This window comes from Streptomyces actinomycinicus (assembly GCF_016741775.1).
GTDB classification, from domain to species: Bacteria; Actinomycetota; Actinomycetes; order Streptomycetales; family Streptomycetaceae; genus Streptomyces; species Streptomyces actinomycinicus.
Window position 1 is genome coordinate 619,694 of the sequence record NZ_JAERRK010000001.1, and the last position, 23,107, is coordinate 642,800.

General features: G+C 72.1%; 19 protein-coding genes. 7 read left to right on the forward strand and 12 right to left on the reverse strand.

Annotation, left to right across the window (positions count from 1 at the left end; genetic code table 11):
* Window positions 1-5: 5 nt before the first annotated feature.
* Together JK359_RS02735 and JK359_RS02740 are read left to right on the forward strand one after the other, a co-directional pair.
* On the forward strand, window positions 6-779 hold the full coding sequence (locus JK359_RS02735) for an IclR family transcriptional regulator (protein WP_201831156.1): 774 nt from the start codon (window positions 6-8) through the stop codon (window positions 777-779).
* Entirely contained in the window at window positions 776-1,621 is an 846-nt protein-coding gene (locus JK359_RS02740; RefSeq protein ID WP_201831157.1) for an SMP-30/gluconolactonase/LRE family protein, read from the forward strand. Before JK359_RS02735 ends, JK359_RS02740 begins: the two co-directional genes overlap by 4 nt.
* A gap of 104 nt (window positions 1,622-1,725) precedes the next feature.
* Here JK359_RS02740 and JK359_RS02745 read toward each other — a convergent pair whose 3' ends face one another.
* From JK359_RS02745 to JK359_RS02760, 4 genes are all read right to left on the reverse strand, one after another.
* Window positions 1,726-3,120: an NAD(P)/FAD-dependent oxidoreductase gene (locus JK359_RS02745; protein ID WP_201831158.1), complete on the reverse strand. Its 1,395-nt coding sequence runs from the start codon at window positions 3,118-3,120 to the stop codon at window positions 1,726-1,728.
* Window positions 3,113-4,342, reverse strand: coding sequence for an MAB_1171c family putative transporter (locus JK359_RS02750; RefSeq protein WP_201831159.1), 1,230 nt, complete (start codon window positions 4,340-4,342; stop codon window positions 3,113-3,115). The genes JK359_RS02745 and JK359_RS02750 overlap by 8 nt, the downstream gene beginning before the upstream one ends.
* Window positions 4,339-4,968, reverse strand: a complete 630-nt coding sequence (locus tag JK359_RS02755) for a toxin-antitoxin system, toxin component family protein (RefSeq protein WP_201831161.1) — start codon at window positions 4,966-4,968, stop codon at window positions 4,339-4,341. The genes JK359_RS02750 and JK359_RS02755 overlap by 4 nt, the downstream gene beginning before the upstream one ends.
* Window positions 4,969-5,095: 127 nt before the next feature.
* The gene (locus tag JK359_RS02760; RefSeq protein WP_201831163.1) at window positions 5,096-8,050 is read right to left on the reverse strand and encodes a glycoside hydrolase family 35 protein; all 2,955 of its coding nucleotides are present in this window, start codon (window positions 8,048-8,050) and stop codon (window positions 5,096-5,098) included.
* Window positions 8,051-8,125: 75 nt separating this feature from the next.
* Here JK359_RS02760 and JK359_RS02765 point away from each other — a divergent pair, with 75 nt between their 5' ends.
* The 3 genes from JK359_RS02765 to JK359_RS02775 all read left to right on the forward strand — a co-directional run bounded on the left by JK359_RS02765 (window position 8,126) and on the right by JK359_RS02775 (window position 9,879).
* Entirely contained in the window at window positions 8,126-8,584 is a 459-nt protein-coding gene (locus JK359_RS02765) for an RrF2 family transcriptional regulator (protein ID WP_201831165.1), read from the forward strand.
* A 92-nt stretch (window positions 8,585-8,676) separates the two neighbouring features.
* Window positions 8,677-8,880 (forward strand): hypothetical protein, encoded by a 204-nt coding sequence (locus JK359_RS02770; protein ID WP_201831167.1) that lies wholly within the window; start codon window positions 8,677-8,679, stop codon window positions 8,878-8,880.
* 348 nt (window positions 8,881-9,228) lie between these two features.
* On the forward strand, window positions 9,229-9,879 hold the full coding sequence (locus JK359_RS02775) for a DUF4360 domain-containing protein (protein WP_201831169.1): 651 nt from the start codon (window positions 9,229-9,231) through the stop codon (window positions 9,877-9,879).
* A 212-nt stretch (window positions 9,880-10,091) separates the two neighbouring features.
* Here JK359_RS02775 and JK359_RS02780 read toward each other — a convergent pair whose 3' ends face one another.
* The 8 genes from JK359_RS02780 to JK359_RS02815 all read right to left on the reverse strand — a co-directional run bounded on the left by JK359_RS02780 (window position 10,092) and on the right by JK359_RS02815 (window position 20,637).
* Window positions 10,092-11,927: a pyridoxal phosphate-dependent aminotransferase gene (locus JK359_RS02780; RefSeq protein WP_201831171.1), complete on the reverse strand. Its 1,836-nt coding sequence runs from the start codon at window positions 11,925-11,927 to the stop codon at window positions 10,092-10,094.
* A 119-nt stretch (window positions 11,928-12,046) separates the two neighbouring features.
* Window positions 12,047-13,201, reverse strand: a complete 1,155-nt coding sequence (locus JK359_RS02785; protein ID WP_201831173.1) for an aldose epimerase family protein — start codon at window positions 13,199-13,201, stop codon at window positions 12,047-12,049.
* 137 nt (window positions 13,202-13,338) lie between these two features.
* Complete coding sequence (gene mmsB, locus JK359_RS02790; RefSeq protein ID WP_201831175.1) at window positions 13,339-14,583, reverse strand: multiple monosaccharide ABC transporter permease; 1,245 nt, start codon at window positions 14,581-14,583, stop codon at window positions 13,339-13,341.
* On the reverse strand, window positions 14,580-16,130 hold the full coding sequence (gene mmsA / locus JK359_RS02795) for a multiple monosaccharide ABC transporter ATP-binding protein (protein ID WP_201831176.1): 1,551 nt from the start codon (window positions 16,128-16,130) through the stop codon (window positions 14,580-14,582). The genes mmsB and mmsA overlap by 4 nt, the downstream gene beginning before the upstream one ends.
* 43 nt (window positions 16,131-16,173) lie before the next feature.
* Window positions 16,174-17,274 (reverse strand): multiple monosaccharide ABC transporter substrate-binding protein, encoded by a 1,101-nt coding sequence (chvE, locus tag JK359_RS02800; RefSeq protein WP_201831177.1) that lies wholly within the window; start codon window positions 17,272-17,274, stop codon window positions 16,174-16,176.
* A 5-nt stretch (window positions 17,275-17,279) separates the two neighbouring features.
* Window positions 17,280-18,281 carry a hypothetical protein gene (locus JK359_RS02805; RefSeq protein ID WP_201831178.1) on the reverse strand — a complete coding sequence of 334 codons (1,002 nt, stop codon included), beginning with the start codon at window positions 18,279-18,281 and terminating at the stop codon, window positions 17,280-17,282.
* Between the two features lie 188 nt (window positions 18,282-18,469).
* Entirely contained in the window at window positions 18,470-19,483 is a 1,014-nt protein-coding gene (locus JK359_RS02810; protein ID WP_201831180.1) for a zinc-dependent alcohol dehydrogenase, read from the reverse strand.
* Window positions 19,480-20,637: a mandelate racemase/muconate lactonizing enzyme family protein gene (locus tag JK359_RS02815; RefSeq protein WP_201831181.1), complete on the reverse strand. Its 1,158-nt coding sequence runs from the start codon at window positions 20,635-20,637 to the stop codon at window positions 19,480-19,482. Before JK359_RS02815 ends, JK359_RS02810 begins: the two co-directional genes overlap by 4 nt.
* 200 nt (window positions 20,638-20,837) lie before the next feature.
* Between JK359_RS02815 and JK359_RS02820 the strand changes: the two genes are divergently transcribed.
* Window positions 20,838-21,716, forward strand: a complete 879-nt coding sequence (locus tag JK359_RS02820) for an SCO2400 family protein (RefSeq protein ID WP_201831183.1) — start codon at window positions 20,838-20,840, stop codon at window positions 21,714-21,716.
* Window positions 21,717-21,903: 187 nt separating this feature from the next.
* A complete protein-coding gene (locus JK359_RS02825) occupies window positions 21,904-23,061 on the forward strand; it encodes a serine hydrolase domain-containing protein (RefSeq protein ID WP_201831185.1) in 1,158 nt (385 codons plus the stop codon).
* Window positions 23,062-23,107 lie beyond the last annotated feature (46 nt).

The following is a 23,107-nucleotide window of genomic DNA, read 5'->3' on the forward strand; positions in this document are numbered from 1 at the left end:
CGGACGTGGGACGCCTCGTGCCTGCCGTGACCCGGGCTCTCGACATTCTGGAGCTGTTCCTCGACGGAGACGGGACGCTCTCCGCCCCCGACATCGTGCGCAGGCTGCAACTGCCGCGCACCACCGTGCACGAGCTGGTCACCACGCTCGCCGCACGGTCCTACATCGTGCAGGTGCCCGGACAGCCCGGACGGTACCGCCTCGGTGTGCGGCCGTACCAGCTCGGCAGCCGCTACGCCGAGCAGCTCGACCTCGCCGCCGAAGGGCAGCAGGTGGCCCGCTCGGTCGCCGAGACCTGCGACGAGACGGTCCACGTGGCCATCCTCGAGGACACCGACGTCATCTACATCGCCAAGGTCGACTCCACGCACGCGGTGCGCATGGTGTCGGCCGCCGGCCGCCGGCTGCCGGCCCACTGCACCTCGGTCGGCAAGATGCTGCTGGCCTCGCTGCCGGAGCAGGAGCTGGCGGCGCGGATCCCGGACGGCGCGGAGCTGACCGCGATGACCCCGAACAGCATCACCGACCCGGCCGCCCTGCGCGAGGCCCTGGCCGGCGTCCGGCAGCGCGGGATCGCCGTGGAGAGCCGTGAGTCCAACCCGGACGTGTCCTGCGTGGCCGCGCCGGTCCGCGACCGCACCGGGCAGGTCGTGGCCGCGCTGTCCGTCTCCGTCCCGATGATCCGCTGGAGCGACGAGCGCCGGGCCGAACTGGAGCGGCTCGCCGTGCAGGGGGCGGAGGAGCTGTCGCAGCGGCTGGGGCACCGGAGCGCGGCATGACCCGGTACGAGGTGGCGGTGCGGGCCGCGGCGACCCTCGGCGAGGGCCCCGCCTGGGACCCGGCGACGGGCCGGCTCATCTGGGTCGACATCCTCGGCATGCGGGTGCACACGTACGACCCGGCGACCGGCCGCCGTACGGTCCGTACGACACCGCAGCACGTCGGCGCGGCCAAGCCCCGGGCGGGCGGTGGCCTGGTGCTGAACCTGCGGGACGGCGTGGGGCTGCTGGACCCCGACGACACGTTCCGCTGGCTCCACCACGAGCCGGTGCCCGGCCGCCGGGCCAACGACGCCGCCGTCGCCCCCGACGGCTCCCTCTGGGCGGGCACGATGCGGTACGACGAGGCGCCGGGGGGTGGCACGCTGACCCGTGTGACCGGCGACGGGACGGCCAAGACGGTCCTTTCCGGCGTCACCGTCAGCAACGGCACGGGCTGGAGCCCGGACGGCCGCCTGATGTACTACACCGACACCCCGACGCGCCGCGTGGACGTCTTCGACCACGACGCCGACGGCGTCCACGACCGGCGCCCGCTGGTGCAGATCGAGGAGGGCGCGGGCTTCCCGGACGGCCTCACGGTCGACGCGGAGGGCTGTGTGTGGGTGGCGCTGTGGGACGGCGGAGCGGTACGCCGCTACACGCCCGACGGCGAGCTGGACCGGGTCGTCAGCCTGCCGACGCCGCGTCCGACGGCCTGCGCGTTCGGCGGCGCCGACCTGACCGACCTGTACCTCACCACAGCCCGCACGGGCCTCCTGGCTCCCCACCCCCTCTCCGGCTCCCTCCTGGTACTACCAGCAGCCGGCAAGGGCCTGCCCCAACCCCCCTTCACCGCCTGAACGAACCACGCCACCCCCAGGGGCGCGGGAAACCGCGCGACCGGCCACGGCTCACCCGCGGCCCGGGACGGTCTCAGGCACCCCGGGACCGGCCCGGGCGGCGTTCAGACCCCCGCGGCGCGCCGCTCCCGTGCCGTCAACGGCGGTGCCGCGAGCGGACGTTTGAGGGGGCCCACCGCCGCTGCCAGGGCGACGCTCGGGGACAGCAAGGTCTCCGCGCCCCGCTCCAGCGCCGTCACGTCGGTCACCCGGCGGGCGACCCGGCCGTTGCCCGTCGCGGTGTACAGCAGCCGGCCGACGTACGCGGCCATGACCCGGTCCCGCAATGTCGGCCCCTTCTCGGTCGCGCCGGGATAGAACACGTCCGCCCCGACGGCGAGGTCCCACGCGGCCCGGACCGTCCGGCCGACCTCCTTCTGCACGTCCCGGGCCAGGCCCGGGCGCCCGAGCCCCTGACGCCGCACCACCTCGCCGAGCACCCGCGCCGACCGGGCGGCGACCGCCATCCCGTGGCCGTAGAGCGGGTTCAGCGCACACACCGCGTCGCCGACGACCACGAAGTTCTCCGGCCACGCAGGCATCCGCTCGAAGTAGTGCCGCCGGTTCGCCGTCGTACGCGTCACCGCGACCTCGCCGAGCGGCTCCGCGCCCCCGCCGAGCAGCTCCCCGATCAACGGGTGCCGCAGCTCCTCGCGGGCGTACCTGGCGAACTCCGCACCCGTGGAGGGCGGTTCGTCGCCACGGCCGCCGAACAGCGTGACGATCCACTTGCCGTCCTCGACCGGCATCAGCACGCCCCCGCGCCCGGTCCCCGCACCCCTCGGATCGGGCTCGACGCTGACGATCGGGAAGCCGTGCCGCGCCTGCTCGGGCGCCCGGAACAGCCGGCTGGCGTACACCAGCCCGGAGTCGACCTCGCGCCGCTCGACAGCTGGCAGCCCCAGGCCGGTCAGCCACCGCACGGCACGGGAGCCGCGGCCCGTGGCGTCCACGACCAGGCCGGCCGGCAGCGTGCGCACCGTGTGGTCGTCGGCGCGGACGCGGACGCCGGTCACCGCACGCTCCGTACCGGTGAGCCCCGTCGCCTCGGCCCGCTCCACGAGTTCGATCCGCCCGTCGGCGAGCACGAGCTGCCGTACCACCCAGTCCGTCAGGTCCCGGCTGGCGGGCAGCATGAACGCGGACTCGCTCCAGCGCCGGTACCAGCCGTACGGGGACAGCGCCACCATGTCCGTGGTCATCGGCACCCGGCTCACCCCGGCCGCCCGCAACCGTCCGATCGCCCCGGGCAGCAGTTCCTCCAGCGCCCGCGCCCCGCCCGACCACAGCTGGTGCACATGCCGGGCCTGCGGCAGCCCCTTGCGCGGCTCGGGCCCGGCGGGCAGCGCGTCCCGCTCCACCACCGTCACCCGGGCTCCGCCGGCGGACAGGGCACGGGCCGCGAGCAGGCCGGCCAGGGACCCGCCGAGCACGACGGCGGTGGGTCTGTGATCACTCATGTACGGCAACGCTCTCTGCTGGGGCGGCCGCCAGCGCGCGGACCGCCTCGATGTCGTCCGGACGGCGGAGGGCTCGGGAGACCGCCCCGATCTCCTGGAGCAGACTGGTGGTGTCGGGCCCGGCGGCAGGCTCGGCCGGCTCCGGCGTACGGCCCTTGGTCTCGACCGCGTCGAGGATGCTCACCGCGGCGGCCAGTGCGCGGGCCCGTTCGGCCGGATGGCCGAGCCCGAGCGCGGCCTCGTACGCGCGTCCGCCCAGCCCGGTGTCGATGTGCCGGGCCAGCGGCAGCAGCACGTCGCGGATGAACGTCTCGCGCCGGGTGAGCCTGAGTTCGGGGGTGGCGCGCAGCACGAACGGCACGCCCTCGCCGCTCGTGCTGCGCATCAGCTGGTACAGGGGCCGCAGTTCGCGGTGGGCGAGCCGGACCTGCCAGCGGTCGTGCAGGTACTGGCCGGCGTGCGGGAGGATGAAGCCGACGGCGATGAGGATGGCGGACAGCGCGGCGACGGGCGGGGCGAGGTCGGTGCTGAGCCAGTCCAGGTCCTGCCCGCACCAGCGGGCGGTGACGGCGGTCAGCTTGATCGCGTCGAAGTTCAGGTTCAGCACGTAGCCGGCGCCGAGCAGTTTCAGGCCCCAGCGCAGCCAGGCGTCCAGGCCCTCGGTGCGCACCCAGTTCCAGATGAGCCGGGAGGTGATGAGACAGGCCACGGCGTGCGCGACGAGGTAGAGCAGGATCTCCTCGCGCATGAACGGCGTCGTGGCGTAGTAGGTGTCGAGGTCCCGCAGCCGCTCCTCGGGGCAGTCGGCGAGTGCGAACAGCACCCACAGGGCGGCGATCACCCCGGCGTACATCGCGATCACCCAGCGCATCGCGCGCCGGGTGGCGGCCGAGCGGTCGGAAAGGCCGTTGCGCCAGGTGATGATGAGCAGCAGACAGGAGCCGCAGAACGCGGTGAGCAGCGAATAGCACCAGGGCGCCGAGATATTGGGCACGCCGGTGAGCCGGTTGACCCGGGCGATGGTGGACGGCGTGCAGAAGACGAACACCGCGCAGGCGAGCAGCAGCAGTCCGCCGACCGCACGCAGCAGCGGGTCGCGCCACAGCCGGATGATCGTGGGCAGCTTGATCACCAGGGCGGCGGTGAGGACGGCCGTGGGGATCCAGAAGGAGATGTAGAACTCGCTGAGGAACCCGGAGGGGTTCAGCGCCAGCACGGTCACCGCCCGGCTCCTCTGCTTCTCGGTGCCCGGTTCGCCCGCTCGCCCCCTCGATAGCCCAGGGAACGCTGGACAGGGTCGAGTGGTGTGTCACGGGTCCCCGAGAGCTGGGACCGGAACCGGGTGGCCAGGCGGTGGCCGAAGTCGTCGGCCTCGGCCTCGTCGGCCTCCCGGGAGCCGTTGCGGGCGGCCACCGTGAGGGCCGCCTCCCGCCAGCCGGGCGCGTCGGCGAGGGCGCGGGCGGCGGTGGCCTCGGCCAGGTGGTGGTGCCGGTGTCCGGCGTGCAGGTGCCACAACTCGTGGCCGAGGATCACCAGCTGCTGCACGGCCTCGGCCCGCTCCTCCACGATGACCAGGTCGAAGTCGGCGAACTCCACCCACAGCCCGGTGACTTCTATCTCGTCCGGGAACCTTTCGAACCGCAGCTCCACGGGCCGGCCGCCGCGCAGCGCGCTCATCTCCTCGCACAGCGCCAGCCCCAACTCCCGCACACCGTCGGGCTGCTCGGGGCGGCTGCGGACGGCGGCGATGAGGTCGGCGGCCAGGGACCGCATCGTCGGTCCGGAGCGGGGGCGGCGCAGCCGGGAGGCGAGCCGTGCACCTGCCCGTCGCGCGCCCGCGATGCTCATCGGTCCCCTTTCTCCCTCCCGGTCACGGCTGGTCCGAGCGTACGCGCCTGGATGTGCCCACGTCATGCGTTCCCGGCGACAGTCGTTCAACGGAAAATGATCCGCGGGCCCGGCCCGGCTCCGCTGATCAGACCGGGCTGACCGGCAGTCCGCCGGCCGCCCTGCCGAGCAGGGTCAGCCGTGCCGTTCCGGGGCCCGACAAAGTGGTGAACTCCGAGAGGACCGCCAGCGCCAGCGTGTTGGTGCCCCGCGTGCGCAGGATGCCGTTGGGCAGCACGAAGGTGTGCTGCGGGCCGACGTTGTTGATGTACTGGCCGAGGTTCCAGCCGTTGAGGAAGATCTGGGCGCGGTAGGCCCGGTACGGGTCGTCGTCCAGGGTCAGGCCGATCGACGCGTCGATGTCGGCGGGTACCGCCAGCCGGAACGAGGTCCGGTACCAGGTCACGCCCTGCCGCCGCTCGGCGCGCGGGAAGGAGGCCTTCTCCCAGTCACCGTCCCGGAAGCCGGGCAGGTGCCAGCCCTCCCGCTCGCCGTACAGGCCGCCGTTGTTCATCGGCCCGCGCACCGGGTCGGCGGGGCCGGCGCCCTGGATGCGCCAGCTCACCTCCGGGGACGCGCCCTCGAAGGTCACCGCGGTCAGGCCGCGGGCCACCTTGTGGGTGTCCAGCGCCTTGCCGTCCTGGTCGTGCTGCATGCGCCGGACGAGGACCGACAGCACGTGCCGGCCGGGGGAGCGCAGCCGCTCGCGTACGGGGAAGACCGCCGTGTCCGCCCAGCTGCCCTTGCGTACCGTGACCTCCTTGTCCGGCACGGGCATCCGGTGAGTGCCCAGCGGCTCGCCGTCCAGCCAGGCCATCAGCAGGCCCTGGGTACCGGTGCTGTAGGCGAGCGAGACCTCCTCGACGCCGCTGGTGTCGCTGAAGGAACCCCGGTACCAGACGTCTCCGTAGTGGAAGCCGTAGTCGTCGGCGAACAACACCGGGCCGCCCTTCGGGACGGCGGTGGTGCTGTACGAGGAGGTCTTGTCGGCCCGCTTCCACGACGAGTCGTCGAAGCCCGGGCCCGCCTCCGGGTTCTCCGTGCGCATCCGCCAGCCGCCCAGCTCGGGCAGCCGCACATCGGGGACGGCCTGCAGCACACCGATGGTCATCACGCTGCCGGCGAGGGTGCTCCGGGTGGGCAGCCTGCGCCCGTTCCACACCAGGGTGTCGATCCCTCGCGGGCCCCACACCTCCACGTTCGTCTCCTGGGTGACGTCACCGGTCAGGTGGACCTCCGAGCCGCGGACCTCGGCGTGGCGCAGCAGCGCCGGGCCGTACACGAGCAGGGTCCCGGACGGGGTGTCGTACGGGAACAGGCGGACGGCGGTGGCGTCGTCGGCGAAGAGCAGCAGCAGCGGGGTCTCCGACTCGCCCTTCTGCACCAGTACCCGGGTCAGGCCGCCCTGGCCGAGGGGCGCGTTCACGAGGAGTTCGTCGCGGTCGTAGACCCAGGCGCCCTCCGGGTCCAGCCGCTGCACGAACGGCTCGACGGGGCACTTCAGCACCAGCTCGGCCATCTCGTCGCGCCGCCCGGTGAACACGGCGATGTCCTGCCGGCCCGCGGTCAGGCACAGCATGGGCTCGGTGGTCGCGTACTTCAGGGTCCGCTCGCCCAGCGGGAGCCCGGTGGTCAGCAGCTTGGCGTCCTTGCCGGGCACGGTGATCCGCAGGTCGCCGGCCTCGGTCGGCAGGTCGGTCGTGACGGCGTCCGTGCCGTCGTTGCGGGCGACGTACACATGTGTGCCGGTGTCCTGGTTGGTGAGGTGGTAGACCTTCAGCCCCTCGGCCTTCACCTCGGCCGCCCGGTCCAGCTTGGCGAAGTCCGGCACGCGCTGCAGCAGGTGTCCGAGCTGGTGCATCGGTGCGATCTTGTCGGTGACGTTGCGGCCCTCGTCGATCGCGGCGCCGTAGTCGTATGACGTGTAGACGACGGGCGCGGGCAGCCAGCCCCAGGAGGTCCCGCCGAAGGTCATGTACACGTTGTGCAGGGTGAGCCCGTTGGCGAGGTTGGTCAGGTAGAAGCGGCGCTCGTAGGCCGCGTCCCGGGTGCGCCGCGACTCGGCGTACCCCTTGCCGTCGAACCACGCCCCGCCCCACGGGTCGAACCAGCCGCCCCCGAACTCGGGCACGAACCCGGGTGTCGACGGCGAGGCCGTGGCCCCGCCCTTCGCCCCGCCGGGTCCGTAGTGCCCCCAGTCCGGCGGGGTCTGGGACGGCGACGGGTACCCGTCGAAACCGTACAGCCAGCCGCCCTTCTCCCCGCCCGTGTCGAACGAGCCGGGCACCCAGTACCCGTTGCGTCCCTTGTCGTTGTGGAACAGCGGAACGTCGATGCCGTCGGCCCGCACCTTCCGGTACAGGTGGGACATGTAGTTCCGGCCGGTGGCCTCACTCACATGGGCGTCGTACTCGTTCTCGATCTGGTACAGCAGCACCGTGCCGCCGCCCTGCGTGAACAGGTACCGGCGGGCGATCCGGTTCACCTGGGTCAGCCATCCGTCGACGTGCGACAGGTACGCCGGATCGTCGGTCCGGGCCCTGCCCTTCGTCGCGGTCAGCCAGCCGGGGAAGCCGCCGCCGTCGACCTCGGCGTTGATGTACGGGCCCGGCCGCAGGATGACGTACAGACCGGTCTCGGCGGCCGTGCGGAGGAACAGGCCGAGGTCCCGGACGCCGGTGAAGTCGTACGCGCCGGGGGCGGGGGAGTGGTAGTTCCAGGCCACGTAGATGCTGACGGCGTTGTAACCGTGCGCCCGCATCTTCTGCAGCACGTCCCGCCACAGGGACGGGCTCGGCAGCCGGAAGGGATGCAGCTCCCCGGACCACACCACCAGCCGCCGCCCGTCCACGAGCAGCGAGTACCGGTCGTACCCGATCGTGTGACGCTCGCCGTCGGCGCTCGGCGGTGCCGGGGCCGGCCCGGTCGGCACGCTGCTGCCCGCGAACGCCGCGGGTGCGCCGGGGCCGCCGCTGCCGCCCAGGGCGAGCCCCAGGGCGGCCGAGCCGGCCAGGGCACTGAAGTTACGTCTGCTGAGCGCCAAGGTGGATCCTCCCGGGCGATCTTACGGGGCGCGGGTCCGGCCATTGTCCATGGCGACACGGCCCACAATGGACGCATGAGGATCTCGGCGCGGGCGGATTACGCGGTACGGGCGGTACTGGAGCTGGCCGTACGGCAGGGTGACGGCCAGGTGAAGGCAGAGGAAATCGCCGCCGTACAGGACATCCCGCACAAGTTCCTCGAGGGCATTCTGGGAGATCTGCGGCGGGCCGGGATCGTCGACAGCCGGCGTGGCGGGGGCGGCGGCTACCGGCTGGCGCGGGAGGCCGCCTCGATCACTGTGGCGGACGTCATCCGGGCGGTCGACGGTCCGATCGTGTCGGTGCGCGGCGAACGCCCGACGGGTCTCGCCTACACCGGCACCGCCCAGCCCCTGCTGCCCCTGTGGATCGCCCTGCGCGCCAACGTCCGCCGGATCCTGGAGGGCGTCACCCTCGCCGACCTCGCGGCGGACGCGCTGCCCGACCCGGTCCGCGCACTGGCGGCGGAGCCGGCGGCCTGGGAGAACCCCTAGCGGACGGCCGGGACGAACCCGTGCGGCGGGCCGGGGGCACCCGCTCGGCGCAACGGTGGTTTCCCCGCCGGGCGTCGTTCGTTGGGCTCCGCATGATCAAGAAGATTGCCTGCGTCACCGTCCTGGCCGCCGCCCTGCTGGCCTCCGCCCCTGCCGCCGAGGCGGCGCCGGGTCCCGTCCCGCCCGCCGGGGTCCCGGGAGTCAGCCTCCTGAGGGGAATCCTCGGATCGCTGGAGGTGGGGCACCCGGCCGCCTCCCCGGCGACGCTCCTGCCCTCGGGCCTCCGGGGCGCCTGAGTCTCCAGGACGTCCGTGTCTCCTGGGCGCCCGGGTCTCCTGGGTGCCCGGGTCTTCCGGGGCGTCCGGGCGGAGTGGCCGCGTGGCCGCCGTGCGAGCGCCCGGTCCGGCGGGCGCGCGCACGGCGGACGCCCGGTCCGGCGGGCACTGCGGCACGGCGGTCCTGGTGCGCACGCGCACGCGTGAAAACCCCGGTGTGAATGGCCGGAGTTCACCCTCCCGGGCCCGGGCGGGGCTTCCTACGATGCCCACGCCTCCATCCCCGTTTCACAGGCAGCACACAGTTTCTTCACCTTTGAACGGTCATGGGAGGGAGGCCGACCCCCCACCCGACAACCGGGAGAAACCATGGCTGGTGGACTCCTCCTGAGCGGCGCCGTCGCCGCTCTCCTCACCACCGCGCTGCCCACGCAGGGCCCTTCCTCCGTCTTCGACGACCCGCCTCCGGACAAGATCGTCATCGATGTGGCGACGGTGAACGGCTCGGGCTGCCCGGCCGGCACGGCCGCCGTGGCGGTGTCGCCGGACAACACGGCCTTCACCGTCACCTACAGCGACTACCTGGCCAAGGCCGGCGGCAACTCCGATCCCACGGACTTCCGCAAGAACTGTCAGCTCAACCTGGTGGTCCACGTACCGCAGGGCTTCACCTACGCGATAGCCAGCGCCGACTACCGCGGCTTCGCCGCGCTCCAGCGGGGTGCCTCGGCCACGCAGAAGGCGTCGTACTACTTCCAGGGCTCTCCGAGCACCGTGCCCAGGAACCACCCCTTCAACGGCCCCTACAACGACGACTGGCAGGCCACCGACTCCACCGACTGGGCGCAACTGGTCTGGGCGCCCTGCGGGGTGCTGCGCAACTTCAACATCAACACCGAGCTGCGCGTGAACGCCGGTACGGCGAACCCCGACAAGGTCAGCTTCATGACCATGGACTCGACGGACGGCGAGATCAGCACGGTGTACCACATGGCATGGAAGCAGTGCCCTAGGCCCTAGCGGCACCGAAGGGCCTACGTGAGTCCGCGTCCCCCTCGGCGAAGGGGGGCGCGGGCACAGACCGGGGTCGGCGCCGAGGCCCACGACGGCCTCGCGGACATCAGCCGTGAACCGCGTCAGCCGTCCCGACCGTCCGGGGGCCGCGGAGCCACGGACCGTCCGGCCGGTGAACCCGTCAAGCGGCAGCGGCAGCGGCAGCCGCAGCCGTGCCGTCAGCCGGCGGCCTGCGCGCCCGCGGCGTTCGGCCAGCTCTGGGCGTTCGGCCAGCCGGTCGCCGGGGCGGGGGTCAGACCCGTGGCGGGGGCCGGCGCCGTCATGCCGCGGACCTGGGCCGCGGTGAGCCCGCCGCGGGCCGGGACGCCGGGCGGGGTGGGAGCGACCGCCACGGCCGCGGCGGGAGCGGCGGGAACGGGAGCGGCCGGAACCGGTGCGGCCGGCACCGGGACAGGATTCGGCGCTGCCAGGGAGGCCGCCGGCACGGGGACAGGATTCGGCGCTGCCAGGGAGGCCGCCGGCACGGGGACCGGACTCGGCGCCGGCGCGGGAAAGGGTGCGGGTGCGGGAACCGGCGGGGGCGTCGGCCCCGGAACGGGTGCGGGTGCTTGCGCGGGTGCCGGCGTCGGCGTCGGTGCGAACGCCGGCAGGGCGGCCGAGGCGGCCATCGGCGGGGTGGCCGGGGCGGCCATCGGCGGGGCGGCCGGGGTGGGCATCGGCGGGGTGGCCGTCGGCTGGGCTGCCGCCGGCATCGGCATCCCGCCGCCGGCCGGAGCCACGGCGGCGGGGAGCGGCATGCCGGTGCCGACGGCGGGAGCGGGGGCGGCCGCGGTGAGCTGCAGGCCGGCCCCGTTGGTCTCGCTGACCAGCCGGTCCACCGCCGCCGTGCCCGAGCTGTAGCTGGTCCCGGCGCCCAGCTCGGGCACGGCGGCTCCCCTCCTGGACCCGTAGAGCACCTGCTCCAGGCCGGACACCAGGCGACGCACGTCGACCTGGGGGCGCACCACGAGCCGCAGGAAGCGGCTGGAGGATCCGATCTTGTTGCCGCACTCGCGGACCAGGATCCGGTGCTCGGTGAGCATCCGGTCCCGGACCACCGTGCCCTCGGCGCCGACGGGCAGGCGCACGAAGAGGAAGTTCCCCTGGGAGGGGTACACGGTGAGGCCGGGCAGTGCGGAGAGCCGGCTGGCCATCTCCAGCCGGTCGCGGCGGACCTGCATCAGGCTCTGCACGTACTCGGAGCCGTGCTCCTTGAGCATGAACACCACGTGCTCGGCGAAGGAGTTGAGGTTCCACTTCGGCAGCATGGAGCGGACCTTGCCGGCGAGCGCCGGGTTGGCGACCAGGTAGCCGAAGCGTATGCCGTGCAGACCGAAGTTCTTGCCGAGGCTGCGCAGCACGATCACGTTGGGGCGGAGCATGGCCTCCTGGACGACGCTCGGTTCGCTCTCCGCGTCGGCGAACTCCAGGAAGGACTCGTCCACGACCACCAGGTCCAGGTCGGCCATCGCGTCCATGAACTGCACGACCTGCTGGCGGCGCAGATAGCCGCCGTCGGGGTTGTTCGGGTTGCAGACGACCGCCACCCTGGTGCCCCTGGCCCGGATGAACTCGGCGTACTGGCCGAGGTCCAGCGCGAAGCCGTTCACCTCCTGGAGCGGGAACATGTCGACCCGCTTGCCGGTCTCCATCGGCTGGTCGGTCCAGCGGCCGAAGGTGGGCACCGGGACGGCCAGGGACTCCCGGACCAGCAGATGGTCGATCCAGGTGATCAGCTCGGTGGAGCCGTTGCCCATCGCCACGCACTGCGGCGGCAGCTGGAGGAGGCCGCACAGCTCACTCGTGATGGTGTCGGCGCTGCTCGGGTAGTACGTGACGATCTCGCGCAGCCGGGCCGACATCTCCTCGAACATGGCGGGTGTCGGGAAGTACGGGTTGCAGGGGATGCAGAAGTCCACCGGGCCGGTTCCGTCGCCGCCCTCCCGCGTCAGCGCCGCCATCGAAGGGCTGTGCGCGGCGGTGCCGCGGAACAACGAGGTGACGTTGCCGGCCAAGGGGACCTCCGTTCAGGGTGGCCCGTGCGGGGGAGCACGGGCCACCCTTGGATACGGAGGCGCCGGAGGTGGTGTTCAACTCGGCGGGCACGTGAGGCGGTTCACAACACGAGTGATCGTCACGTTCCGAAGGTGTGGATGGTCGTCGTCCGGTACGTCCGGCCGGGCCGGAGCACGGTCGACGGGAAGGCCGGGTGGTTCGGTGAGTCCGGGAAGTGCTGGGTCTCCAGGCACAGCGCGTCGCCCTGGCGGTAGGTGTGGCCGCCGGTGCCGGTCAGGGTGCCGTCGAGGAAGTTGCCGGAGTAGAACTGCAGGCCCGGCTGGTCGGTGGCGATCTTCAGGGTGCGGCCGGAGCGCGGGTCGCGGAGCGTGGCGATGTGCTCGGGCTTCGCGGTGACACCCTTGTCCAGCACCCAGTTGTGGTCGTAGCCCTTCGCCTGCACCTGCTGCTCGTGGCCGGCCCGGATGTCCCGGCCGATCGGCTTGGCACGGCGGAAGTCGAAGGGGGTTCCGGCCACCCGCGCCAGCTCGCCCGTCGGAATCAGGCCCGCGTCGGTGGGGGTGTAGCGGGAGGCGGCGATGCGCAGCTCGTGGTCCTCGATCGTGCCGCTGCCCTCGCCGCCCAGGTTCCAGTAGACATGGCTGGTGAGGTTGACGACGGTCGCCCTGTCGGTGGTGGCCTCGTAGTCGATGCGCCACTCGCCGTGCCGGGTGAGGGTGTACGTCACCTTCGTCCGGAGCGTGCCCGGGTAGCCCATCTCGCCGTCGACGCTGGTGTAGTACAGGTGCAAGCCGACGTCCGGGCCCTCGGTGAACGGCTCCACGTCCCACACGTGCTTGTCGAAGCCCTGCTTGCCGCCGTGCAGGCTGTTCACACCGTCGTTGACGGACAGCTGGTGGCTCCTGCCGTCGAGGGTGAACCGCCCCTTGCCGATGCGGTTGCCGTAGCGGCCGATCAGCGCGCCGAAGTACGGCGTCTTCGCCACGTAGTCGTCGATGGTGTCGAAGCCCAGCGAGACATTGGCGTGGCGGCCGTGCCGGTCGGGGATCTCCAGGCGCTGGACGACACCGCCCCAGTCGAGGACCTTCAGCCGCGTGCCGCCGTTCTCCAGCGACCAGCGGTGGATCGTCGTGCCGTCGGCGAGCTTGCCGAAGGGCTCCCGTACCGGCTTCCTGCCTCCCGGGGCGGCCCCGGCACTGCCCGCGCCGAGGGTGGTGGCGGCGAGGCCTGCGGCTGCCGCGCCCGCAATGACCGTGCGTCTGTTCAGTTCCATCTAGCGGCTCCTTGAGAAGAGAGTTGAAAGGGCGCCCGCTGAGCCCCGCGCCCCAAAGGGGCGCGGGGAACTGCGCGACCAGCCCACGACGGCCCGCAGCTTTGATTCGGCCTTCCCAGCGGAGCGTTCGCGCTGACTCACGAACCGGACTTGCGCTTGTTCCACACGTCGAACCCGACCGCCACCAGCAGGGCGAGGCCCTTGATGACCTGCTGCCAGTCGGTGCCCACGCTGAGGAGGTTCATGCCGTTGTTCAGCACGCCGAGGACGAGACCGCCGATGATGGCGCCGAGGACGGTGCCGACCCCGCCGCTCATGGACGCGCCGCCGATGAACGAGGAGGCGATGGCCTCGAGTTCGAAGTTGAGACCGGCCTTCGGCGAGGCCGCGTTCAGACGGGCGGCGACCACCAGACCCGCCAGGGCCGCGAGCACGCCCATGTTCAGGAAGACGTGGAAGGTGACCTTCCTGTCCTTCACGCCGGACAGCTTGGCCGCCGGCAGATTGCCGCCGATCGCGTAGATGTGGCGGCCGAAGACGGCGTTGCGCATGACGTAGCCGTATCCGACCACCAGCGCGCCGAGGATGATCAGCACGATCGGCGCGCCCTTGTAGCTGGCGAGCAGCATCGTGACGACGAGGATCGCGGCGCCGATGGCGACGAGCTTGAGCAGGAAGACGTTGCGCGGCAGCACGTCGAGCGAGAACTCCTGCTGGCGCCTGCGGTCGCGGAACTCCTGCAGGACCGTGAAGACGATCAGGACGACGCCCAGCAGCAGGGTGAGGTTGTGGTAGTCGGTGTCCGGGCCGGTCTCGGGCAGGAAGCCGTTGCCGAGCTTCTGCAGACCGCCGGGGAACGGGCCGAGAGTCTGGCCCTCGAGCAGGATCTCGGTCAGACCGCGGAAGATCAGCATGCCGGCGAGGGTGACGATGAACGAGGGTATGCCGAAGTAGGCGATCATGAACCCCTGCGCCGCGCCGGCCACCGCGCCCACCAGCAGGCACAGCACCAGGGCGACCGGCCAGGCCACACCGTGCTGCACCGTCAGGACGGCCGCGAACGCGCCGGTGAACGCCGTCAGCGAACCGACCGACAGGTCGATGTGGCCCGCGATGATCACCAGCATCATGCCGATCGCGAGGATCAGGATGTGGCTGTTCTGCAGCACCAGGTTGGAGACGTTGCGGGGCAGCAGCAGGTCGCCGTCGGTCCACACCGAGAACAGGACCACGATCAGGCCGAGCGCGATCAGCATGCCGTACTGCCGCATGTTGGTGCGCAGGCCGTCCAGCATCAGCCGCAGCAGGCCGCCTGAGGCCGCGCCGCCGCTCTTCCCGGGCGGCGCCGGGGCCGGGGTCCTGGCGGTCACGTCCGTGCTCATCGGGTTGCCTCCTTGTCCTTGGTCATCTGGCGCATCAGCGCTTCCTGGGATGCCTCGGCCCGGGAGAACTCGCCGGTCAGCCGCCCGGCGGCCATCGTGTAGATGCGGTCGCACATGCCGAGCAGCTCCGGCAGTTCGGAGGAGATGAAGACGACCGCCCTGCCCTCGGCCGCCAGCCTGTCGATGACCGTGTAGATCTCGTACTTGGCGCCGACGTCGATGCCGCGCGTCGGCTCGTCCAGGATCAGGACGTCCGGACCCGCGAAGATCCACTTGCTGAGGACGACCTTCTGCTGGTTGCCGCCCGAGAGCTTGCCCACCGGCTCGAAGACGCTCGGCGCCTTGATGTTCATGGAGGTGCGGAAACGCTCGGCGACCCGCCGTTCCTCGTGCTCGTCGACCACACCGCGCCGGGCCAGCCCGGCGAGGGAGGCCAGCGAGATGTTGCGGTTGACGGTGTCGATGAGGTTGAGGCCGTACTGCTTGCGGTCCTCGGTGACGTAGGCGATCCCGTGCCCGATCGCCTCGGCGACGGTCTTCGTCCGGATCTCCGCGCCGTCCTTGAGCAAGGTGCCGCCCGCGTACCGGCCGTACGACCGGCCGAAGACGCTCATGGCCAGCTCGGTGCGCCCGGCGCCCATGAGGCCCGCGATGCCGACGATCTCCCCGCGCCGCACCTCGAGCGACACGTTGTCGACGACCTTGCGCTGCTGGTCGATCGGGTGGTGCACGGTCCAGTCCCGGATCTGCAGCGCCGGGGCCGTGCCCTCCTCGGCGTGGTGCGCGGTGCGCTCGGGGAAGCGGTGGTCGAGGTCACGGCCGACCATGCCGCTGATGATCCGGTCCTCGGTCGTCTCCGGGGACTTCACCTCCAGCGTCTCGATGGAGCGCCCGTCCCGGAGGATCGTCACCGAGTCGGCGACCCGGCGTATCTCGTTCAGCTTGTGGGAGATGACGATCGAGGTGATGCCCTGCTTCTTCAGCTCCAGGATCAGGTCGAGCAGTGTGCCGCTGTCCTCGTCGTTCAGCGCCGCCGTCGGCTCGTCCAGGATGAGCAGCTTCACCTTCTTCGACAGCGCCTTCGCGATCTCCACCAGCTGCTGCTTGCCCACGCCGATGTCGGCGACGCGGGTCTCCGGGTGGTCGGTCAGGCCGACCCGGCGCAGCAGTTCGGTGGCGTGCCTGAGCGTGTCGCGCCAGTTGATGAGCCCGCGCCTGGCGTGCTCGTTGCCGAGGAAGATGTTCTCCGCGAGTGAGAGGTACGGCACCAGCGCCAGCTCCTGGTGGATGATGACGATGCCGTGGTCCTCGCTCGCCCGGATGTCCCTGAAGCGGCAGACCTCTCCCTCGAAGAGGATCTCGCCCTCGTAACTGCCGTGCGGATGGACGCCTGAGAGCACCTTCATCAGGGTGGACTTGCCGGCGCCGTTCTCGCCGCAGACGGCGTGGACCTCGCCCTGACGTACCGTCAGTGTGACGTCCGAGAGCGCTGTGACACCGGGAAAGGTCTTGACGATCGAGCGCATTTCCAGGACGGGTCCCGCCATGGTGTGCCTTCCGGTCAGTGTGGGGTCGTCGGACGGTCGAGGTTCACTTGAGCTGGGCGTCCGTGTAGTAGCCGCCCTTGACGAGGACCTCCTCGTAGTTGGTCTTGTCGACGCTGACCGGCTGGAGCAGGTAGGCGGGGACGACCTTGGTGCCGTTGTCGTACGACTTGGTGTCGTTGACCTCGGGCTTCTTGCCCTTCAGCAGGTCGTCGACCATCGTCGAGGCGACCTCGGCCAGCTTGCGCAGGTCCTTGTAGACGGTCTGCGTCTGCTGACCGCTGATGATCGACTTCACGGAGGCCAGCTCGGCGTCCTGGCCCGTGATGACGGGCAGCGGCCTGCTCCCGGAGCCGTAGCCGTCCGACTTCAGCGCGGAGAGCACGCCGATGGAGATGCCGTCGTAGGGCGAGAGGACGGCGTCGACCCGCTGGCTCTTGTACGAGGAGGTGAGGATGTCGTCCATGCGCCGCTGCGCGGTGGCGCCGTCCCAGCGCAGCGTGGTGACCTTGTCGAGCGCGGTCTGGCCGGACCGGACGACGAGCTGCTTCTTGTCCATGTACGGCTTCAGCACGCTCATCGCGCCGTCGAAGAAGTAGCGGGTGTTGTTGTCGTCGTTGGAGCCGGCGAACAGCTCGATGTTGAACGGGCCCTTCTCGCCCTTGCCGAGCCCGAGCTTGTCCACGATGTACCGGCCCTGCAGCCGGCCCACCTTCTCGTTGTCGAACGAGGCGTAGTAGTCGACGTTCTTGCTGCCGAGGATCAGCCGGTCGTAGGAGATCACCGGGATGCCGGCGTCCGCGGCCTGCTGGAGCACGCTGTTCAGGGACTTGTTGTCGATGGCCGCGATGATCAGGCCCTTGACGCCCTGCGTGATCAGGTTCTCGATCTGCGAGACCTGCTGCTCGGGGTCGTCCTCGCCGTACACCAGCTTGGTCTTGTACCCCTTGGCCTCCAGGTCCTTCACGACGTTCCTGCCGTCGGAGATCCAGCGCTCGGAGGACTTGGTCGGCATGGCGATGCCGATGGTGGCGCCCTCGGTGCCGCCCGGTTTCTCCTTGCTGCCGCCCTCGCCGCTCTGCCCGCAGGCGGTCAGGGTGAGGGCGAGCGAGGCGGCTGCGGCGAGTGCGGCTCTGCGGTTGCGCATGGGGATCAGTCCTTGTCCTTCTCGTGGATGAGGGGAGCGGGCGCTTCGACGGGGAAGCGGTGGAGCGGCCCAGGCAGCCGGGAGCCGAGCGGCGCCATGCCGCCGTCCGCGCCGTGCCGGGCGAGCAGGTCCAGGGCGAGCCGGCCGCGCCGCACCCGCTCCCGGGCGGTGTCCAGGGTCAGGTCCCGCAGGTGGGTGCCCCACGGGTAGATGCCGGGGGCCTTGGACAGGCCGAACTTCAGGTAGAGCGGTGCGCCGCGCCGGATCAGCTCGGCGACCTCGTACATCCGGACGTAGCCGCCGAGGTCGTCGGGGGCCTCGATGTACATGTCCATGGGGGCGCCGGACACCCGGCGGATCTCGGTGAGGTGCTCCGGCGTCAGATCGCTGGGGACGTTGACGGAATCGGCGCCGAGTCGCTCGTACACGGCGTACGCGGCCGGGTTGACGGGGCCGATCAGCGCCGAGACCTTCAGCGTGGTGTCGGCCGGGACCAGGCCCGACACGCGCGCCCGGTGCAGGGTCCACAGCACGCCCTCGTCGGCGACCAGCAGGCACTTGACGCCCAGCTCGGTGGCGCGGACCGCGTCCTCGACGCAGCCGGCGACGGCGTCGTGGCCCCGGGCGCGCGGCCCGGCCCCGCGCGAGTCGGAGCGCACCGAGCCGCCGATGTCCCAGGTGCCGCGCGGGCCGGTGAACAGGCAGAGTTCGATGCCGCGTTCGGCCGTGGCCGCGACCATCTCGGTGATCTCGGCGTCGGTGAGCATCCACACGCCGCTGCCCTGGCTGATCCGGTGGACCGGCACGTCGAGGCGCGAGGCCTCCTCGAGGACGACCGCCAGCGCCTCGGGACCCTCGCACGAGGGGATCTCGGTGCGCCAGCGGCCGCCGCAAGGGAAGCTGTGGGTGGAGGCGTCGGCGGGGTCGAGGGCGGGAGCGCCCAGGCCGAGCGCGGTGAGCACCTGCTCGCCGGGCCTGCGGGCCGCCGGGGCGGGAGCATCGGTCACAAGCTGTCCTTAGTGTTCGGTATTCCGGACGATGTTCGTGTCTCAGGGCGGGAGAAACGCCGGGTGGTACGCCGGCCGAGGCGCCGTCGGTCACGCCCGGCCGCGCACGGCCGGGGACGCCGTCCGCTCACGCCCCGGCCGGCGTACGGCAAGGGACGCCCCCGGATCACGCCCCGGCCGGCGTACGGTCAGGGGCGCAGCAGGACCTTGCCGGTCTTCGGATCGCCGGCCCCGATCAGCTCGACGGCCCGCGCGAACTCGGTCAGCGGCAGCTCGTGCGTGACCAGCGGCAACGGGTCCAGCAACCCGGCCCCGAACACTCGCACGGCATGCGCCCAGGCGGCCGGCGGTGCCCCGAAGACCGTGCGCACCTCCAGTTGCCGCACGACGAGGGCGGTCGGGTCGAGCCCGTCCGCGCCGGGCGCCGGGATCCCGGTGAGGACCAGGCGCCCGCCGCGCCGGAGCAGCGAGGCCGCGGTGCGCGCGGCGGACGGGGTCCCGGCGGCCTCGATCACGACGTCGAAGTCGTCGGGCAGTGCCGTGCCGCCGGCACCGCCGAGCCGGAAGCCGGTGGCCCCGAACCGCCGGGACAGTGCCTCCCGGTCGTCCCGCGTGTCCACCACCAGCAGCTCGGCCGGTGAGAGGGCGGCCAGGAACTGCACCGCCAGCATCCCGAGCGTGCCCGCGCCGACCACCGCGACCCGCTCACCAGGCCGGGCGCCCGCCTTCAGCGCGGCGGCGGCGGCGCAGGCGGCCGGCTCCAGCAGCGCGGCGGCGGTGAGGTCGGCGTCGTCCGGCAGGGCGTGCAGCAGCCGGGCGGGCAGGGTGAGCGTGGCCGCCATGGCACCGGGCCGGGTGAACCCGGTCTCCTCGTACCCGGCCGTGCACAGCGTGGACTCGCCCGCGTGGCAGCGGTCGCAGACCTGGCAGTTGCGGAAGCCCTCGCCGACCACCTTGCGCCCGACGAGCGCACCGGGCACCCCCGCACCGACCGCCGTGACCGTCCCGGACCACTCGTGGCCGGGCGTGAGCGGGTACCGGACGTACCCCTCGGGCCGGCTGCCCCGGTAGACCTCGCGGTCGCTGCCGCAGATGCCGACGGCGTGCACGGTCACCAGCGCCTCGCCGGGACCGGGCTCACGGGGCGTGTGGGCCTCGATCCGGTGCACGCCCGGTGCCTCGACCAGGATCCGGGAACTCACCGGCTCCCCTTCGGCCTGCGCTGCTCCCAGCCCTCGGCCCACAGGTCGAACCGGGCCTGCTGCTGCGGGAATTCGGCCGCGGCGTCCACGTCCAGCTCGACGCCGAGACCGGGCGCGTGGGACAGCTCGAAGTGCCCGTCCACGACCTGCGGCGCCCCCTTGACCACCTTCTTGATCTCCGCGTCCGCGAAGTCGTTGAAGTGCTCCAGGATCTTGAAGTTCGGTGTGGTGAAGCCGACTTGGAGGGAGGCGGCGGTCAGTACGGAGCCGCCCACGTTGTGCGGGGCGACCAGCATGTAGTGCGTCTCCGCGGTCGCGGCGAGCTTCCGGGTCTCCCAGATGCCGCCGATGTGACCGACGTCGGGCTGGATGACGTCCACGGCCTGGCTCTCGAACAGCTCACGGAACTCGATCCGGTCGTGGATGCGCTCACCGGTGGCGACCGGGACGTCGACCCTGGCCGCGACCTTCTCCAGCGCCTTGAGGTTCTCCGGCGGCACCGGCTCCTCCAGCCACGCCGGGGCGAAGGGGGCCAGCTCCCTGGCCAGCCGGACGGCGGTGGAGGGGGAGAAGCGGCCGTGCATCTCCAGCATCAGCTCGGTCTCCGGTCCGATGGCGTCCCGCACGGCCTCGATCAGTGAGACGGCGTACAGGGTCTGCCGGTGGTCCAGTTCGAAGTGGCCGGTGCCGAACGGGTCGATCTTCAGCGCCCGGTAACCACGTTCCACGACCGCCTGTGCGGCCTTGTGGTACGCCTCCGGGGTCCGCTCGGTCGTGTACCACCCGTTGGCGTACGCCTTGACCCGGTCCGTGACCTTCCCGCCGAGCAGCTGCCACACCGGCACGCCGAGCGCCTTGCCCTTGATGTCCCAGCACGCCATCTCGACGACAGCGATGCCTGACATGACGATCTCGCCCGCGCGCCCGTAGTCGCCGTACTTCATGCGGCGGACGAGATCCTCGACGGCGAACGGGTCCGACCCGAGGACGTGGTTGGCCTCGGCCTCCCGCAGATAACCGATGAGCGCGTCGGTGTGACCGAGCATCCGGGTCTCGCCCACTCCCGTGATGCCCTCGTCGGTGTGGACCTGGACGTAGGTCAGGTTCCGCCACGGCGTGCCGACCACATGGGTGCTGATTCCGGTGATGCGCACGGCAGTTGCCTCTCAGCTGTTCGAGATTTCGTCACGCGTTCGAAATGTTGGCGTGACAGTAAGGAGGGGGCGGCAGGGGTGTCAATGGGTCGAACAGGTAACGCTTCCGGCACGGCTTTCGGCAACTCTCCCGGTCCCGCACCAAACCTTCACAGGGCCGCCTGGAACCGGACCCGCGCGGACTCTAGTCTTCCCGCGTCATGGACTACTGCCTCCCGTGCCAACGGCACCTCAATGGCGCCCTGGCCTGCCCGGGGTGCGGAACTCCGGCCGACCGGCTCGCGGTCACCGCGGGCGCGCCGGCCGCGCATGCGCGCGAGTACGCGCACATCCCCGCGCAGCGACCGCCGACACCGTACGAGGGGCCTTACGGGGGGCATCCGCCCGAAGGGCCGTACGAGGAGCCTGCGTACGAGGAGCCCGCGTACGAGGAGCCCGCGTACGAGGAGCCCGCGTACGAAGAGCCCGCGTATGACGAGGAGGACGAGGACGAAGCCCCCGAGGACGAAGCCCCCGAGGGCGGCGCACCCGTGGGCCGGCGGGCCCGTTCCGGTGTGAGCCGGCGGGACCGCAAGGCCGCCGTGCACCGGCGCCGCCGGCGCCGCACCGTGCTGGTCGCGGCGGGCTTCGTGCTCGCGGCAGGCGGCCTGAGCCTCGCCGAGCTGGGCACGGACGTGCCCTTCTCGCCGTTCACCGGCGACACACCGGCCACGGCAGGGAACACCGCGGCGGACGGCGGCGCTGCCTCCCCCGCGCCGGACCGCACCGCCGGCCCGCTGGACGCCCCCTCCGGTGTTCCCGCTCCGGGCACGGGCGGCTCCGCCTCGGCGGACGCCTCGCCCTCCGCGTCCGCCTCCGGCTCCCCGACGGCCGAGGACTCCGCGTCCCCCTCCCCCGAGGCCACCGGCAAGGCGCAGCACTCGGCCACGACGGGCTCCGGTACGACCGCCACCACGTCCGCCGCCCCGGCCACCAGCAGGCCCGCCGCCACTGCGACCGCGGCCCCGACGACCGCCGCCCCCACCCCCCGGCCGTCGCCCACGAAGACCTGCGACCGCTTCCTGTGGTGGTGCACCTGACCGGTCCGGCGCACGCCGCACCACCCCTCCCATCGGCCATCCGGGCTATCCGTGACACCCGCGAGCCGGGGCGACGGTTGAACCGAACAGGTACCTCTCGCCGTACCGATCGCGAGAACGCCCGGAGCGGCACGCGGGCGTGGTGCCGAGGGGGAGCAGCGGGCAGCGGCTCAGTCGAGGAGAGCGGATGACTCAGGAGACCACCGTCCAGGGCACGGTCGCCGAGGGTTTCGAGGCGGTGCGGGCGGAGTTCGCCGCCTTCGTCGCCGAGGAACGGGACGACTACGAGGGTCAGTTGTGCGCGTACGTCCACGGACGCCGGGTCGTGGACCTGTGGGCGGGCGCGGGGGTGACGGGCGACTCGCTGTACGCCGTGTACTCGGCCACGAAGGGCGCGGCCCACCTGGTCGCGGCGCTCCTCGTGCAGGACGGCACGCTGGAGCTGGACCGGAAGGTCACCTATTACTGGCCGGAGTTCGCCGCCGAGGGCAAGGGCGCGCTGACCCTGCGGGACCTGCTCGCGCACCGCGCGGGGCTGATCGGTACCGACACCGGGTTCAGCCTCAACGAACTGGCCGACGACCGCGTGATCGCCGAGCGGCTGGCCGACCAGCGGCCGTTCTGGCGGCCCGGTGCGGCCTTCGGCTGTCACGCGCTGGTGATCGGCGCGCTGACCGGCGAGATCGTCCGCCGGGCGACGGGCCGCACGCTCCAGGAGGTGTACGAGGAGCGGGTCCGCGTCCCGCGCGGTCTCGACTTCCACCTGGGCCTGCCGGCCGCGTACGAGCCCCGCTTCCGCCCGGTCCGGCCGATGCTGCCGACCCCCGCCCAGCAGGCACAGCTCGACGCCCTGCCGACCGGCCCGCACACCCTCGCCGCGATCGCCTTCAACCGGCACGGCGCGGAGCCCACCGACCTGGCGAGCCTGCCGAACGAGCGGCTGATCCGCGCCAAGGGGCCCGCCTCGGTCGGCGGGACCGCCTCCGCCCGCGGTCTTGCGGGGATGTACGCGGCAATGATCAGCGAGGTCGACGGCGCGGCCCCGCTGCTGAAGGGGGACACCCAGGCCGAGTTCGCCCAGATCCACTCCGTCGGCCACGACCTCGTGGCCCGCGCCCACCGCTCCTTCGGCCTCGGCTTCCAGGCGACGGCCGACACCTGGCACCCCTTCCTGGGCGCCGGCACGCTGGGCCACAGCGGCGCGAACGGCACCCAGGCCTTCGCGGACCCGTACAGCGGCATCGCCTACGGCTACACCCGCCGGCGGTTCGCGTACCCGGGAGAGGCGGCGCCGGAGAACAACAGGCTGGCGGCGGCCGTCCAGAAGGCGGCGCCGGCGTCCTGAAGGGGCGCGGAACGGTGCAGCCGCATCCCACGTCCAGGAATGCGGC

Coding starts and splice junctions, on each gene's coding strand:
- JK359_RS02775 (WP_201831169.1), top strand. CDS start 9,229: ATGGCTGGTGGACTCCTCCTGAGCGGCGCCGTCGCCGCTCTCCTCACC.
- JK359_RS02765 (WP_201831165.1), top strand. CDS start 8,126: ATGAGGATCTCGGCGCGGGCGGATTACGCGGTACGGGCGGTACTGGAG.
- JK359_RS02745 (WP_201831158.1), bottom strand. CDS start 3,120: ATGAGTGATCACAGACCCACCGCCGTCGTGCTCGGCGGGTCCCTGGCC.
- JK359_RS02755 (WP_201831161.1), bottom strand. CDS start 4,968: ATGAGCATCGCGGGCGCGCGACGGGCAGGTGCACGGCTCGCCTCCCGG.
- JK359_RS02825 (WP_201831185.1), top strand. CDS start 21,904: ATGACTCAGGAGACCACCGTCCAGGGCACGGTCGCCGAGGGTTTCGAG.
- JK359_RS02820 (WP_201831183.1), top strand. CDS start 20,838: ATGGACTACTGCCTCCCGTGCCAACGGCACCTCAATGGCGCCCTGGCC.
- mmsA (WP_201831176.1), bottom strand. CDS start 16,130: ATGGCGGGACCCGTCCTGGAAATGCGCTCGATCGTCAAGACCTTTCCC.
- mmsB (WP_201831175.1), bottom strand. CDS start 14,583: ATGAGCACGGACGTGACCGCCAGGACCCCGGCCCCGGCGCCGCCCGGG.
- JK359_RS02740 (WP_201831157.1), top strand. CDS start 776: ATGACCCGGTACGAGGTGGCGGTGCGGGCCGCGGCGACCCTCGGCGAG.
- JK359_RS02770 (WP_201831167.1), top strand. CDS start 8,677: ATGATCAAGAAGATTGCCTGCGTCACCGTCCTGGCCGCCGCCCTGCTG.
- chvE (WP_201831177.1), bottom strand. CDS start 17,274: ATGCGCAACCGCAGAGCCGCACTCGCCGCAGCCGCCTCGCTCGCCCTC.
- JK359_RS02785 (WP_201831173.1), bottom strand. CDS start 13,201: ATGGAACTGAACAGACGCACGGTCATTGCGGGCGCGGCAGCCGCAGGC.